At 65.0% G+C, this 13,392-nt stretch carries 15 protein-coding genes and 1 pseudogene; 11 read left to right on the top strand and 5 right to left on the bottom strand.

The window, feature by feature from the left end; genetic code table 11:
* Positions 1-46: 46 nt before the first annotated feature.
* The 3 genes from ACSQ3Y_RS15060 (at position 47) to ACSQ3Y_RS15050 (ending at position 3,175) form a co-directional block, all read left to right on the top strand.
* On the top strand, positions 47-1,174 hold the full coding sequence (locus tag ACSQ3Y_RS15060; RefSeq protein WP_436177876.1) for an NADH:flavin oxidoreductase/NADH oxidase: 1,128 nt from the start codon (positions 47-49) through the stop codon (positions 1,172-1,174).
* A gap of 155 nt (positions 1,175-1,329) precedes the next feature.
* Positions 1,330-2,313, top strand: coding sequence for an aldo/keto reductase (locus tag ACSQ3Y_RS15055; protein ID WP_428003861.1), 984 nt, complete (start codon positions 1,330-1,332; stop codon positions 2,311-2,313).
* A complete protein-coding gene (locus ACSQ3Y_RS15050) occupies positions 2,306-3,175 on the top strand; it encodes an SDR family oxidoreductase (RefSeq protein ID WP_436177875.1) in 870 nt (289 codons plus the stop codon). The genes ACSQ3Y_RS15055 and ACSQ3Y_RS15050 overlap by 8 nt, the downstream gene beginning before the upstream one ends.
* A 327-nt stretch (positions 3,176-3,502) precedes the next feature.
* On the opposite strand, the gene ACSQ3Y_RS15045 is transcribed toward ACSQ3Y_RS15050, so the two are convergent.
* Complete coding sequence (locus ACSQ3Y_RS15045; RefSeq protein ID WP_436177874.1) at positions 3,503-3,691, bottom strand: hypothetical protein; 189 nt, start codon at positions 3,689-3,691, stop codon at positions 3,503-3,505.
* Between the two features lie 107 nt (positions 3,692-3,798).
* Between ACSQ3Y_RS15045 and ACSQ3Y_RS15040 the strand changes: the two genes are divergently transcribed.
* The gene (locus ACSQ3Y_RS15040) at positions 3,799-4,587 is read left to right on the top strand and encodes a class I SAM-dependent methyltransferase (RefSeq protein ID WP_436177873.1); all 789 of its coding nucleotides are present in this window, start codon (positions 3,799-3,801) and stop codon (positions 4,585-4,587) included.
* Positions 4,588-5,058: 471 nt separating this feature from the next.
* Positions 5,059-6,483, top strand: a complete 1,425-nt coding sequence (locus ACSQ3Y_RS15035; protein WP_436177872.1) for an RCC1 domain-containing protein — start codon at positions 5,059-5,061, stop codon at positions 6,481-6,483.
* Between the two features lie 110 nt (positions 6,484-6,593).
* On the opposite strand, the gene ACSQ3Y_RS15030 is transcribed toward ACSQ3Y_RS15035, so the two are convergent.
* The 3 genes from ACSQ3Y_RS15030 to ACSQ3Y_RS15020 form a co-directional block, all read right to left on the bottom strand.
* Positions 6,594-6,785 carry a hypothetical protein gene (locus ACSQ3Y_RS15030; protein WP_436177871.1) on the bottom strand — a complete coding sequence of 64 codons (192 nt, stop codon included), beginning with the start codon at positions 6,783-6,785 and terminating at the stop codon, positions 6,594-6,596.
* A gap of 135 nt (positions 6,786-6,920) precedes the next feature.
* Complete coding sequence (locus ACSQ3Y_RS15025; protein WP_436177870.1) at positions 6,921-7,541, bottom strand: hypothetical protein; 621 nt, start codon at positions 7,539-7,541, stop codon at positions 6,921-6,923.
* A gap of 36 nt (positions 7,542-7,577) precedes the next feature.
* Positions 7,578-8,006, bottom strand: a complete 429-nt coding sequence (locus ACSQ3Y_RS15020; protein ID WP_436177869.1) for a DUF1810 domain-containing protein — start codon at positions 8,004-8,006, stop codon at positions 7,578-7,580.
* A 153-nt stretch (positions 8,007-8,159) separates the two neighbouring features.
* Between ACSQ3Y_RS15020 and ACSQ3Y_RS15015 the strand changes: the two genes are divergently transcribed.
* The 3 genes from ACSQ3Y_RS15015 (at position 8,160) to ACSQ3Y_RS15005 (ending at position 9,719) form a co-directional block, all read left to right on the top strand.
* A complete protein-coding gene (locus ACSQ3Y_RS15015) occupies positions 8,160-8,297 on the top strand; it encodes a hypothetical protein (RefSeq protein ID WP_428001335.1) in 138 nt (45 codons plus the stop codon).
* A 278-nt stretch (positions 8,298-8,575) separates the two neighbouring features.
* A complete protein-coding gene (locus ACSQ3Y_RS15010; protein ID WP_436177868.1) occupies positions 8,576-9,421 on the top strand; it encodes a hypothetical protein in 846 nt (281 codons plus the stop codon).
* Between the two features lie 25 nt (positions 9,422-9,446).
* Positions 9,447-9,719, top strand: coding sequence for a DUF3253 domain-containing protein (locus ACSQ3Y_RS15005; protein ID WP_436177867.1), 273 nt, complete (start codon positions 9,447-9,449; stop codon positions 9,717-9,719).
* 34 nt (positions 9,720-9,753) lie between these two features.
* Here the strand turns inward: ACSQ3Y_RS15005 and ACSQ3Y_RS15000 are convergent, their stop codons facing one another.
* Positions 9,754-10,014, bottom strand: coding sequence for a hypothetical protein (locus tag ACSQ3Y_RS15000; RefSeq protein WP_057269322.1), 261 nt, complete (start codon positions 10,012-10,014; stop codon positions 9,754-9,756).
* Between the two features lie 425 nt (positions 10,015-10,439).
* On the opposite strand from ACSQ3Y_RS15000, the pseudogene ACSQ3Y_RS14995 reads away from it, so the two are divergent.
* From ACSQ3Y_RS14995 to ACSQ3Y_RS14985, 3 genes and pseudogenes are all read left to right on the top strand, one after another.
* Positions 10,440-10,610 (top strand): annotated as a pseudogene (locus ACSQ3Y_RS14995) (IS30 family transposase); the annotation flags it as partial.
* Between the two features lie 11 nt (positions 10,611-10,621).
* Positions 10,622-12,670, top strand: a complete 2,049-nt coding sequence (locus ACSQ3Y_RS14990) for a type IV pili methyl-accepting chemotaxis transducer N-terminal domain-containing protein (protein WP_436177866.1) — start codon at positions 10,622-10,624, stop codon at positions 12,668-12,670.
* Complete coding sequence (locus tag ACSQ3Y_RS14985) at positions 12,667-13,359, top strand: response regulator (protein ID WP_305746708.1); 693 nt, start codon at positions 12,667-12,669, stop codon at positions 13,357-13,359. The genes ACSQ3Y_RS14990 and ACSQ3Y_RS14985 overlap by 4 nt, the downstream gene beginning before the upstream one ends.
* Positions 13,360-13,392: the final 33 nt, after the last annotated feature.

Here is a 13,392-nt window from a genome sequence, read left to right as displayed (position 1 = left end):
TTTCGGATGATGGCTTCTACAGTCGGCGCCATCACAAGGATTTCAGATGCCCGGCCTGTTCGACAAGTTCACCCTGAAGCAAATCACCCTTCGCAATCGCATCGCTGCGTCGGCGATGTGCCAGTACCAGGCCAAGGATGGCCTGATCACGGACTGGCACCTTCCTCACTACGCGGCCTTGGCGCGGGGTGGCGCCGGTCTGGTGGTGGTCGAGGCCACGGCCGTATCGCCCGAAGGCCGCATCACCCTGGGTGACCTGGGGCTCTGGAGCGACGCACACACCGAAGGCGCAGCGGCCATCGCAAGGACGATCGCCGACGCCGGCGCTGTGGCCGGCATCCAGCTAGGCCATGCGGGCCGCAAGGCCGGCTGCACACCGCCGTGGGAAGGCGGGGCGCCGCTGGCGTCCACCGACCTGCGCGCATGGCAACCCATCGCACCATCCGCAGTGCCGCTGATCGCAGAACAACCCCACGTGCCGCGAGCGATGGATCTGGAAGACATTCAGCGGGTGCAGCAGGATTTTGTGGATGCTGCACGGCGCGCCCTGGCGGCCGGCTTCCAGTGGATTGAACTGCACTTTGCGCACGGCTTTTTGGCCCAGAGCTTTCTTTCGCCGCACTCGAACCAGCGTGACGATGCCTACGGCGGGAGCCTGGAGAACCGGGCCCGCTTCCTGGTGGAAACGGTCGCAGCCGTGCGGCGCGTATGGCCCGCGCACCTGCCGCTGACCGCGCGCCTGGGCGTGCTGGAATTTGACGGCCGCGACGAGGTGAACCTCGCCGAGTCCAGCCAGGTCCTCCAGTGGCTCAAAGCCGAGGGCCTGGACCTTGTGGATGTCGGCATCGGCTTTTCGACGCTGGCGCCCGTGCCGTGGGCGCCCAACCTGCTGGTCGATACCGCTGCCAGGGTCGCGCAGGACACCGGGTTGAAGGTGACCACCAGCTGGCTCATCACCGACGCGAAAGACGCCGACCGTGCCGTGCGCGACAACAAGGTCGATTTCGTGATGGTCGCCCGGCGTCTGCTCGACAACCCGCATTGGCCCCGGCAGGCCGCGCGCGAGCTGGGTGTCATGGAACAGGTGCTGCCCACGCCTTACGCGTACTGGCTCCAGAACTGGTCGCCCCAACCCCCACCAATTTCCCCCCAAACCTTGAAGGAGCCTGCGTGAGCATCGAAATCAAACCCATTGGATCTGTCAAGCCCCTGCTGTCAGACCTGAACCGTCGCGAACTCATGGCGCGCACTGCTGCCCTCGGGGCTGCAGCCGCCGTCGGCATCACCACGACCTGGGCCGCAACACCCCAGCATGCAGGAATTCAGACCATGAAGGCACGCAAACTGGGTTCGCTCGAAGTCTCGGAGCTTGGCGCCGGCGCCATGAGCATCAGTGCCAACTACGGCCCTCCCGCGGACAAGAAGCAAGGCATCGCGGTACTGCGCGAGGCCCATGACCGCGGCGTTACCTTCTTCGACACGGCCGAGGTGTACGGCCCCTACACGAACGAAGAATTGGTTGGCGAGGCGCTAGCACCATTGCGCGCCAAGGTGGTCATCGCCACGAAATTCGGTTTCAACATCGGCGGCGAGGGCCTGAACAGCCGACCCGAGCACATCCGCAAGGTTGTTGAAGCCTCCTTGAAGCGTTTGCGAACCGATCGGATTGATCTGCTGTACCAACATCGAGTCGATCCAGCGGTGCCAATCGAAGACGTTGCCGGCGCCGTGAAGGCACTGATCGCTCAAGGCAAGGTCTTGCACTTCGGGTTGTCCGAGGCCAGCGCCAGAACCATCCGCCGCGCGCACGCCGTTCAGCCGGTGACCGCAGTGCAAACCGAGTATTCCGTCATGGAACGCGATGTGGAGCGCAACGGCGTCCTGAAAGCCTGTGAAGAACTCGGCATCGGCTTCGTTCCCTGGGGTCCGGTGGGCATGGGCTATCTCACGGGAACCATGAATGGCAGCACGAAGCTCGACCCGAAGACGGATTTTCGCTCGACATTTGAGCGTTTCAGTCCGGCGAATTTGGCTGCAAACCAGCCGATCGTGGACGTCCTGAAGAAGGTGGGCCAACGCAGGAATGCTACGCCTGCCCAGGTGTCACTCGCTTGGCTGCTCGCGCAAAAGGCGTTCATCGTGCCAATTCCCGGCACACGCAACCCGGTGCACCTACGGGAAAACCTGGCATCGATCAACCTTCGGCTGGACCCGGCAGACTTGAAAGAAATCGATACCGCTTTCGCGAGCATGAAGCTGCAAGGTGGGCGCATGAACGCCGACCAGATGCGCATCGTCGACACCGATGCCTGACGCGGATCGGCTCCTCATCTCGACCCAACCCAAGGAACACACGATATCTTCGAATGAAAAGGTCTGGTTGGTCACCGGCGCTGGCCGTGGCCTGGGAGCGGATATCGTCCGCGCGGCATTGGCTGCGGGACACCGGGTCGTCGCTACGGGCCGAGACCCAAAGAAGCTGGATGCGGCGCTCGGCGCCCACGACAAGCTCCTGACGCTGAAGCTCGACATCACCAACGCTGAAGAAGCAAAAGCTGCAAGCGCTGCAGCCGTCGCGCGCTTCGGCCGAATCGACGTCCTGGTGAACAACGCCGGCAACTTCTACGCCGGCTTCTTCGAGGAGCTGACGCCGGACCAGGTGCGCCAGCAGATCGAGACGCTGCTCTTCGGCCCCATGAACGTGACGCGGGCCGTGCTGCCGGTGATGCGAAAGCAGCGCGCCGGGCTGGTGCTGACGATCTCATCGACCGCTGGCCTTGTCGGTGGCGCCTTTTGCACCGGCTACGCGGCGGGCAAGTTCGGCATCGAAGGCTGGATGGAGTCCCTCGCCCCGGAGATCGAACCGTTCGGCATTGCGACGATGCTGGTCGAGCCCGGCTTCTTTCGCACCGAGCTGCTGTCGGCTGATTCCACGACGTTCGCGCAGCCTTCGATCGAAGACTACGCCGATCGCACGGCTGGGACGATCGCCTTTCTCTCCGGGCTCGACGGCAAGCAGCCGGGCGACCCGGTGAAGCTGGTGAGCGCACTGGTCCAGTTGGCCGCACTTGAGAAGCCGCCGCTGCGCTTCGTTGCGGGCACTGACGCGATGCAGCCCATCGAGGCCAAGGCACACTTGTGCCGGTCAATGCCGACGTGCCGGAGATCCAGGTGATCTCGGTTGGAATCCCGGACCTTCAAGCCACTGCCCTCGGGGGAAAGGGTGTCAGCGAGATCGGTGTCGTGGGGGTCGCACCGGCCATCGGCAATGCCGTGTTCCACGCCACGGGCACGCGAATTCGAAGCCTTCCCATCACGCTCGAAAAGATCAACTTGAAGCGAGCTTGAAGGGATTCGCGAGCGCGCCGCCCGTCGTTGGAGCGGTTAACCAGGAGAAGTCCGACAGGCTCCTGGCTGCGACAGAAACACGCGGGCCGCCCACATGCGGCTGGATAAGCGCCTGGATGAGCGCCTACAGCTCCATGTGTTTGGCCCATCGGCATCACGTGGTGATGGCGTCTGCCTGCTCCTTGCGCATCGCCTCGAGCTCGGTGTGCAGGTCTCCCCACGAGCCTTTGTGCCGGGAGTCGAAAATGAGCAGGCTGGCCAGGGACCAGCACAGTCCGAAGGCAACGACAAGGGCACCCCACGCCAGCAGGGCGCCCAGGGGCTTGTAGTCACCGCGCAGCATCTCCTATACTGCCGGCCGCTTGCAGGGCGGCGCCTCGCCCCGAAGCATTCCGCAACATCCCGCACCGTGCAACGCAGCCCGCACACGCTGCCCCACGCCGAATTGCCATGAACACACCCGACGCCCACTATTTTGAAATGAACCGCATCGGCTGGGACCGCCGCGCCCGCGTTCACTTCGAATCCAGGTTCTACGACGTGGAGGGCTTCATGGCGGGCGCCACCTCGCTGCGGGACATCGAGCTGGGCCAGTTGCAGGAGGTGGCTGGCAAGCGGCTGCTGCACCTGCAATGCCACTTCGGGCTGGACACCTTGTCGTGGGCCCGCAAGGGCGCCGTGTGCACCGGGGTGGACATCTCGCCGGTGGCCATCGACAAGGCCCGAGAGCTGGCAGCCCGCACCGGCCTGGGCGCTGATTTCGTGTGCTCGGACGTCTACGGCTTTGGCGCTGGCGGCGCGCAGGCGTTCGACATCGTGTTCACCTCGTACGGGGCCCTGTGCTGGCTCCCCGATCTGGCCCGCTGGGCGCAGGTGGCGGCCTCGCACCTGGCGCTGGGCGGCCTGTTCTACATGGTTGAGTTCCACCCCCTGCGCGACCTGCTGGCGGGGCAGCCGTACTTTGGCAGTGCGGCGCCAGACATCGAAGAAGAAGCCACCTACACCGACAACGGGGCCGGCGCCGTAGCCCGACTGGCCACGTGGTCGCACCCGCTTTCAAGCGTCATCAACGCCTTGGTGGGCGCGGGCATTCGGATAGAGCGCGTGGACGAGTTTGCCTACAGCCCGTACGACTGTTTTGAAGGCATGGTGGAGCGAGAGCCGGGCAGGTTCTACATGGACCACCAGGGCCATGATGTCCCCATGGTGTACAGCATCACCGGCCGCAGGCTCGCCTGATACGGCAGTGGCCGAGCCGTACCCGCAGACGTGGCGGGCAGGGCCACCGCGCGCGCCCTACCTCGGTAGGGTTACGCCAGGCGGCAGGCGCATCCCTTGTGCCGGGGACCAATGGCCCGTTCACCTTCGCCGCGCCGATTGCCAAGGCAGGGATGCGGCTGAAACAAATGGCTTCCCCTGGCTGATTTCGTAACGCTTTGTTTGGCTGACAGGGTGTGGTGATGCGAATCACCGCTTTTCGCAAGGCGCCGCAATACCATGGCACTTGAGAGGCACCCCTGCTGATCGTAAAAAAACATTCGCCAGATTTCAGGGAGGGGAGGCTGTCACCGTGGCGCGTCCATCGTTCGTTGCGCACCGACTTTCTGAAGAGGCCAATGTGGGCTTCGGCAGGTTTCACCAATACTTCCAAAGATAGGTTTTCTGATGAGTTTCTATTCGAATTTTGCGAGCCATCGCCTGCGGTCCGCCGTGTCCCGTCAGCTGGCGCCTCTGTCCTTCAAATTCTGGCTGTTGTTCGCCCTGGTGGCTGGCATGGGCAGCGTGCACGCCGCCACGGTGGTGCACATGGCCACGGGCGCTCAAAACTCTGCAGCGGTGCTCAGCGACGGATCGCTGTGGACCTGGGGCGACAACCAGAGCGGGCAGTTGGGCAATGGCTCCATGGTGAGTGCGGACAAGCCCGTGCAGATCGGCAGCGGTTTCGCCCAGGTGGCCGTGGGCGCCATTGGCAAGTACATGGTGGCCCTCAAGACCGATGGCACCTTGTGGATGTGGGGCTCGGTGCAGCTGAGAAGCCAGACCCTGAACGAAACCCGGCCAGTGCTGGTCGGCAGCGGCTTTGCGCAGTTGATGACCTCGGACACCGCCAGCAAAACAGACGGCTCCGTCTGGTACTGGGGCCATGTGAAAAGCCTCTTCAAAGCGAGTGCCGGTGGCGACATGCTGGACCGGCTGCCACCCGCCTACCTGCAGATGGTCAATAGCCGCAACCACGTGTTGTTCGTGCTGGGCGGCGGCGCCATACAGTTTGAATTTGTGCCCTTGGGAGAATGGGACTTGAACAACTGGGTCCTCTGGAAGTACGGCTACGGCAGCGCCGGCCCGGTGGACCGTGGTTTTGTGCAGGTGGCCTTGGGCAGCTACTCAGCCGCGGGCCTGAAGGATGACGGAACCCTCTGGCAATGGAGCTCTAACGATGTCCCTGTGTTGGTGGGCGGCGGCTATCGCCAAGTAGCCAAAGGCTCCTTCCACACGCTGGCGCTGAAGGCCGATGGCACGGCCTGGGCCTGGGGCACCAGCAACTACCGGGGCGAGTTGGGCAATGCCACCCTCACGGAGAGCGCAAGCCCGCAGCCCCTTGGAGGCGGGTATGCACAGGTAGCGGCATCCGCCCAGCACTCCCTGGCACTCACCACCGACGGCACGCTCCTGGCCTGGGGCAACAACAACGCAGGACAACTGGGTGTGGGGCCGGTGGGACAATCGCAACTGTCGCCGCTGCCCGTGGTGTTCGAAGGCGCGGGTGCACCGGGGCTGGGCACCATGGTGGCCACAGGGACCCTGACCCGCCTGACGATCTCCGCGCACGTACAGATAAAACCCGAGCACCTCGCCAGTGGTGCCAAGGGGCATCTCTACCTCATAGCGATCACGCCCGACGGCACCATGTACACCTACTCGGTGCCCAATTTCGACCGCCTCAATCCCGTCAACCCACTGGCCTGGGCAGACCGCCTGCAAAACACGTCCTCCGTCTTGTTCGTGAACCAGGACCTGACCCACTTGTCTGGCACCGCATTTTTCATCGGCTATGGACTGGGTGCGACCACCGCCGAGAGCCTGGGTGAAATGCTGAACAGCTATCGCTACACGCGGGTCTACGACATTCAATAGCCGGTACATTCCAACGCAACGCCCGCCCGTACAGGTGGGCGATGGATGTGATAGGGGCATTCTCGAATTGCCCCGTGCGCGATCCTCACCCGCGCGCACGGGCCTAGCGATCACACACCATCACACGCGCGTGATGGTCTGCATGTGTGCGAGCCGCTGCCGCGGCAGGCCCACAATGAGGGCATCGAACTGGGCCTGTGTGAGTGCGGTTGCTGCAGCGGCGCCCCATCGCTGGGCCAGGCAAAGCGTCGCTGGTTCAGGCGGTGCGTTGCGCACCACACGCCAAAGCCATCGTGCACCATCAGCTTCATCCGCGTGCCGCGCATTGGCAAAAAGGTAGGCGTGGTGGGCTTGCGCGGCGCCGAAGACTTGCACCACGCTGGCGATCAGGCGGTCGGCGCCAGCACGCCCAAGCTTCGTGGCACCTGCAGTGCCCATCAGCGCCGCCGGGTGATGGCCTGCGTCTGTTGGTCGCGAACTGCCTTGAGCTTGTTGTACAGGTCGCCCCACGGGCCCTTGTGCCGGGAGCCGACGATGAGCAGGCTGGCCAGGGACCAGCACAGCACGAAGGCGACGACCAGAACCCCCCACGTCAGCAGGGCGCCCAGGGGCTTGTAGTCACCGCCCCGCATCACCAGCGCGCCGGCCCTCCATGCCCACAGCGAGAGCCCCACGGGCAGTATGGCGAAAACAATGCCCATGGCCAGACCGGCCAGCGGGAAGGCCTTGCCCAGCGCAGGCACCACCCAGCACACGGCCACCAGCGTCACCAGCGAAGCCAGATGCCCGGGCAGCACCAGCCAGCTGACGCCCGCCCCCAGTACCAGCAACATCGCCGTCCCCCATACCGAACCTTGGGGAGCACCGCCTGGCAATGGACTGCCGGGCTCTGGTGGCTGGTCACCATGCTCCAGCCGGTCGTTCAGCACCTCCTGTGCAATGGCCTGTGCCGGTGCCGCCAGCTGCCCTGCGGCGATGCGCCGCTCCAGCTCTTGCATGGGCATCTGCTGGTACAGCGCAACCAGTGACAGCCGCTTCTTTTCGCTGAGGTCATTCATCATCGGGGCGGTCAAACGATAGGATGGGTGGCCTGTTCAGCCCGGGCCCAGCAGTTCAAGCGTGCGAGCATCCTTCACCCCATCGAAATACTGCTGCAGCACAGCCTGGAACACGCTGTCCGTTGCAGACACTTCGCCAAACAGCGTCATGCTGGAGCACAGCTTCAGATCGTCGGGGGTGCCCAGCACGTCGCGGGCAGATGCCGTTGGCAGCGCGAGCAGCAACTGGCAGCACTCGCGCAGACGGTTGCCCAGCACGGGGTGGTCCAGATACGCCTGGGCCTCGGCGCGCGACTGTATGGCGTAGCGCACCGCCATGTCACTGTGCCCCAGGCCCTTGAGCTGGGGAAACACGAACCACATCCAGTGCGAGCGCTTCTTGCCCGCCTTGAGTTCGGCAAGCACGCGCGCCCACACGGGCTCCTGTGCGCCCAGGAATCGGTCCAGAACGGGTGGTAAAGGCATGCCGCCATTGTATGAGCGCTATCGCGGCAAGCCCACTGCCGCCTGCGCCCTTGCACTGACCGCTTGCCGACACGCTCTTGACCCAGCCTCCTACAGAACGCAGCTGCATCGCCGCCGATGCTATGCGCACACCTACCAACCTGGAGAACACTGATGCGCAAGATGATCCTGATGGCCATTGCCGGATTCCTGTGGAAGAAATACAAGGCCCACAACGCCACCAACACGCCCAACGCAACCGGCAGGGGGCCGGCAACGGCCGCCGCCACCACGCCCTCGGCACGGCCCTGAGCACCGCGCGAAAGCAGGCCAGCCGCGCCGGCCTGCGCACCCGGCACACCATTGAGGCTGTGCTGGGTGATTGCGCGCCCGGCAAACCTACGGGGCCTGGCGACATGGCGCGGGCATTGCCGGCACCAGGCGCAGTGGCAGGCGTTGATGCCGACCACGTGCACCATTGGCAGATGGGCGTTGGGGCGCGGCGCACTGCAGGTGACGCCCGTCACGCCCTGCTGCTGTTGGGGGGTTACCTGGCGTAGTGGTGGCAACCATAATTTGCCATTTTTGCCATGACCAACTCCACACCATCAACCCCTTCGCCCGCAGCGCCAACGCGCTGCATCCCCCTCGCCTGCCTGGCCTTGGCGGCATCGCTGGCGGCCTGCGGTGGGGGTGGCGGCGATGAAGCCCCCGGCCCCTCGCCGGCAGACCGCTTCACCATCGGCGGCACGGTCAGCGGGCTGGTCGCACCCAGCGCGGGCAGCAGCACCCATGCCCCCAGGCTCGTGCTGCAGAACAACGAGGGCGACGACCTCACGGTCACAGCCAGTGGCCGCTTCGCCTTTGCCACGCCGCTCGCGGCAGGCAGCGCCTACGCGGTGCGGGTGCAGTCGCAGCCCGCCGGCCAGACCTGCAGCGTGGCCCAGGGCAGCGGTGCCGTGCCCGGCGCCGCAGTGGAGTCGGTGCAGGTGGCCTGCGCCCCCGCCGTGTGGGGCCTGCCCGAGGGCCTGTGGGTGCGCGAAGCCTGCGGCCCCACCGGCGCCACTGCCGGCCAAAGCGGGCGCAGCCTGTTTCGCCTGACGCGCCAGGACGAGACCCACGTCACCGTCACGCAGGGAACCATGGTCTACGACAACGCCCAATGCACGGGCACCGGCAAAGTGTTGACCGAAAGGGACTACGCGCGCTTCGAGGTGGACCGCAAGGAAACCCGGGGCGCGATCACGGCCTGGTGGGGCAATTGGGACTACACCGTGAGCAGCGACCGCCCCACCCGTGCCGTGTTTTCGCGCTCGGGCCCCTACATGTGCTGGGACGTGGACCATTTCTGGGCCCAGTTCCCCACAATGGACCAGGTGGAAAGCGCTGTGGCCAGCGCGATCCCGTCACGCCAGTGCTACCTGCAGGCGGAGTGACCGGACAGCTTGCAGACCTGCCCCCATGCGCGACGCAGCCATCGAACAAGCCATCCTGGCCCTGCTGGCTGAGCGCGCGCCGGGCAAGACCATCTGCCCTTCCGAAGTGGCGCGCGCACTGGCCGGGGATGCCCAAGCGCAATGGCGCCCCATGATGCCCGCCGTGCGCAACGCTGCGGACCGGCTGGCCGGCGAAGGCCGCCTGCAGGTCCTGCAGCGCGGCCAAGCGGTGGCCTCGGCGGTGCAGGCGGTGGGGCCGATCCGCCTGGCCAGGCCCGCCCCGCCCAGCACCACGTGACCCGCCAGGCTACGGCCTGAGGGCATCGCCCGGGTCAGGGCATTCGGGAGCCCGGCGGGGCTGTCAGCGCCTGGATGAACGCAGCCAGACCCATGCACTCGGGGCTGCGGCTTTCATCCCAAAGGCACTGCACTCGCACACCCGCTTGCGAGAAGTGGACGTTGAATGCGTTGCCGGTGATCTCCAGATCACCGTGGTGCCCGGCCATGACGCTGCTGGCAAAACCCAGGTACCGGTCGCGGTCGTGCGCGGTGGGCATGTCGCTGTCGATCAGGTCGTACAGCCATGAAGGCATTGGTGCGTATCTCCCATCGGTGAACAGGTCCAATGGCGCAGCGGCCCCCTCCCCCTTGATCGTAAGCGCGACCCATTGCGCACGCTACCATTACCGGCACACAACATAGGGGGGGTCAAGCACCGCCACGCTCAAGGTGCAGACCTGGGTGGGCCGCAACCACATCGTACTGGACGCCTGGGAGAACTATGTGCGTGGAGCACCCAAAGAGGTGTGCCCGGGCAAGTGACCGCCCCCGCCCGGCACCGCCCCTCGCGCGGTGAAGCCAGTCGGGACGTCGGTGCAAGCAGGTGGTTCAGCGCTTTGCCGGCGGCGGCAGATCCTTCAGCAGCCCGGCAATCAGCACATCCGCCCGGGCCTGCGCCTCGCGGTTCATCCACACCGAGAACGTCACCATGGCCGCCTTGTTGGCGGCTCTTTCTTGCCAGTACCTGCCCAAGGGGAAGGACCTGAGCATCTACAGCCAGCAGCAACTCGATGCGATAGCCGATGAGATCAACGAGCGCCCAAGAAAATGGCTGGGGGTACGATCACCCTTGGCGGTGTACCGAGAGTTGCTGATCAACAACCCGCAGCACTTCACCCTTGTTCATTGAAATCCAGGGTGTTGCGCATCGCTTTTGATCCGCATCACATGAAATGGGACTGCAAGTGCATTATTTTCTCAGCCAGGCACAACTGCCTGAGACAGCAGCCTGTCGCAAGCAGGTATTTGCAAACCTTGAAACCCGGTAACCACCACGTGATGGCCTCCACCGCATCCCTGTCAACCAAGCTGGTACGCATCGGCGCGGGGTTGCTGCTCGTCGCGCTCGCTTCCATCGGTCTCACGCTATGGGTGACCTGGCAGCTCGAAGGTGGAGCCGCAGCGGTGAACGAGGCCGGACGAATGCGCATGCAAACCTGGCGGATCACTAGCGTTGCGCAATCCGATCGTGCGCCGACCGAGGTGGCGGCGCTGGTGCAGCAGTTCGACCAGAGCTTGGAGTTGCTGCGCCGGGGCGACGCTGGCCGGCCGCTCTTCGTGCCCTGGGACGAAACGGTTGCCACCAAATTTGCCACAGTGGAGGCGCTATGGCGGAGCCAGCGCCCGCTGTGGTCACAAGGGTCGCCGCCCGATCCGACACAAGCCCTGGCCGCGGCCGACGCCTTCGTCGATGCCATCGACGCACTGGTGCTCGCCATCGAGCACCAGCTATCGGGTTTGACTGCCATCCTTAACCTGTTCCAGTTCCTCATGATGGCGCTGGCACTCCTCGGCGCGGTGGTGATGCTCTACACAGGCTACATGTACGTCATCAACCCGCTGGCCCACCTGCGCGAGAGCTTGCGCCGGCTGGAATCGGGCGACTTCAAGGCGCGCGTAGAGGTCGACACACTCGACGAGTTCGGCCAGGTGGCAGGGGGTTTCAACCGCATGGCCTCCACGCTGCAGACGATGTACGCTGGCCTAGAGAGCCAGGTAGAGGCCAAGACGCGCCACATCGAAGCGCAGCGCGCGCGGCTGGAGACGCTGTATGAGGTCAGCGCCTTCATGGCCCAGGCTGGCAGCATCGAAGAACTTTCTCGCGGCTTTTCCCAGCGCGTGCGCGCAGTGGTGAAGGCGGACGCAGTGGCGGTGCGCTGGAGCGACGAAGCCAGCCAGCGCTATCTGATGCTGGCCACCGACTGCTTTCCGCAGGACATGGTGGAAGCCGAGCGCAGTCTGCTGGCGGGGGCGTGTGCTTGCGGCAACCTGCAGCCCGATGCCCGCACCCGGGTGATCCCCATCCGCAGCCACGACGAGCTGGAGGTACGGCACTGCGTACGCGCCGGTTTCGAGACGCTGGTGAGCGTGCCGGTGCGCCTGCAGCAGCGCCTCATCGGCGAGATCAACCTGTTCTACCGGTCGCAGACCAACCTGAGCGCAGGCGAGTCCGAGCTGTTGGATGCCCTGGCAAGCCACCTTGCAAATGCGCTGGAGAGCCTGCGCGCGGCCGCGCTGGAACGCGAGGCTGCGGTGGGCGAGGAACGGGCATTGATTGCTCGCGAGCTGCATGACTCCATCGCGCAGTCGCTGGCCTTTCTCAAGATCCAGGTGCAGCTGCTGCGCACTGCGGCAACCAAAGGCCAAGACGCGCGAGTGATGAGCACGCTGGACGAACTCGACGAAGGTCTGCGTGAGAGCATCAACGACGTGCGAGAACTGCTGGTGCACTTTCGCACCCGCACCAACACCGACGACATCGAACGCGCCCTGCAGGAGACGCTGCAGAAGTTTCAGCACCAGACGGGCTTGCCAGCCAAGTTGCACGTCGAAGGCCACGGCCTTCCTCTGCCTGCCGATGTGCAGGTGCAGGTGCTGCACGTGTTGCAGGAGTCGCTCTCCAACGTGCGCAAGCACGCGGGGGCGCGCCACATTCAGCTTGATGTGATCAAGGGCGCGCGCTGGCGCTTTCGTGTGCGCGACGACGGTGCGGGATTCGACGTGCTGGACACGCCCGGTGATTCCCACGTGGGCCTGAAGATCATGCGCGAGCGCGCCGCGCTCATTGGCGCGCGGGTCGACGTAAGCTCCGAGCCCGGCAATGGCACCACCGTGACCCTGACGCTGCCACCCCACCCTGTGGCGGCCAGCCCTGTTGCAGCAATCACCACCGAACACCCCCTTCCATGAACGTCACACCCACCCACCCGATACAGTTACTCGTGGTGGACGACCACTCCCTGTTCCGTCGCGGGCTCATGGCCCTGCTTTCGCAGGACACACGCTTCGAGGTGACTTGCGAAGCGGGTGACGTGGGCGAGGCACTGCGCTGCGTTGCGCGCCAGCGACCTGACGTGATCCTGCTCGACAACCACCTCCCTGGCGTGTTGGGCGTGGACGCCATCCCCGCGCTGCGCGAGGCCGCGCCTGGCAGCCGCGTGCTCATGCTCACTGTGAGCGAAAACGAGGCCGACCTGGTGGCCGCGCTCAAAGCCGGCGCCGACGGGTATTTGCTGAAGACGGTGGAGTCGCACCACCTGTGTGAGGCCATTGTCAAGGTGATGGACGGTGAATCGGTGGTGAGCCCGGAGATGACGACCAAGCTGGTATCGGCCTTGCGCTCGCAGCCCGCCGCCGACGGTCCTGGCACTTCTATTGTGGCACCCGTGAATAATTCGGATGTCGAACTCGCGTCGCTGTCGGTGCGAGAACTCGAGATCCTGCACCTGATCGCGCGCGGCGACAGCAACAAACACATCGCCCGTCAGCTCGACATTGCCGAGACCACGGTAAAGATACACGTGCAGCACATCCTGCGAAAACTCCACCTCACCTCGCGTGTGCAGGCGGCGGTATTCGCCGCCCGACACGCTTCATAGCAGGCCCGCCAATTGCCCTTCTCGAGTGCTGGA

Source organism: Acidovorax sp. LjRoot66, assembly GCF_964253305.1.
GTDB lineage: Bacteria > Pseudomonadota > Gammaproteobacteria > Burkholderiales > Burkholderiaceae_C > Acidovorax.
The sequence above is the reverse complement of the archived record's forward strand: the minus strand, read 5'-3'. Positions and strand labels throughout refer to the sequence as shown.

Bases quoted from the DNA above. Each gene is read 5' to 3' on its own strand.
- ACSQ3Y_RS15060 (WP_436177876.1), top strand. From the start codon at position 47: ATGCCCGGCCTGTTCGACAAGTTCACCCTGAAGCAAATCACCCTTCGC.
- ACSQ3Y_RS15055 (WP_428003861.1), top strand. From the start codon at position 1,330: ATGAAGGCACGCAAACTGGGTTCGCTCGAAGTCTCGGAGCTTGGCGCC.
- ACSQ3Y_RS15050 (WP_436177875.1), top strand. From the start codon at position 2,306: ATGCCTGACGCGGATCGGCTCCTCATCTCGACCCAACCCAAGGAACAC.
- ACSQ3Y_RS15045 (WP_436177874.1), bottom strand. From the start codon at position 3,691: ATGCTGCGCGGTGACTACAAGCCCCTGGGCGCCCTGCTGGCGTGGGGT.
- ACSQ3Y_RS15040 (WP_436177873.1), top strand. From the start codon at position 3,799: ATGAACACACCCGACGCCCACTATTTTGAAATGAACCGCATCGGCTGG.
- ACSQ3Y_RS15030 (WP_436177871.1), bottom strand. From the start codon at position 6,785: ATGGTGCACGATGGCTTTGGCGTGTGGTGCGCAACGCACCGCCTGAAC.
- ACSQ3Y_RS15025 (WP_436177870.1), bottom strand. From the start codon at position 7,541: ATGAATGACCTCAGCGAAAAGAAGCGGCTGTCACTGGTTGCGCTGTAC.
- ACSQ3Y_RS15020 (WP_436177869.1), bottom strand. From the start codon at position 8,006: ATGCCTTTACCACCCGTTCTGGACCGATTCCTGGGCGCACAGGAGCCC.
- ACSQ3Y_RS15015 (WP_428001335.1), top strand. From the start codon at position 8,160: ATGCGCAAGATGATCCTGATGGCCATTGCCGGATTCCTGTGGAAGAAA.
- ACSQ3Y_RS15010 (WP_436177868.1), top strand. From the start codon at position 8,576: ATGACCAACTCCACACCATCAACCCCTTCGCCCGCAGCGCCAACGCGC.
- ACSQ3Y_RS15005 (WP_436177867.1), top strand. From the start codon at position 9,447: ATGCGCGACGCAGCCATCGAACAAGCCATCCTGGCCCTGCTGGCTGAG.
- ACSQ3Y_RS15000 (WP_057269322.1), bottom strand. From the start codon at position 10,014: ATGCCTTCATGGCTGTACGACCTGATCGACAGCGACATGCCCACCGCG.
- ACSQ3Y_RS14985 (WP_305746708.1), top strand. From the start codon at position 12,667: ATGAACGTCACACCCACCCACCCGATACAGTTACTCGTGGTGGACGAC.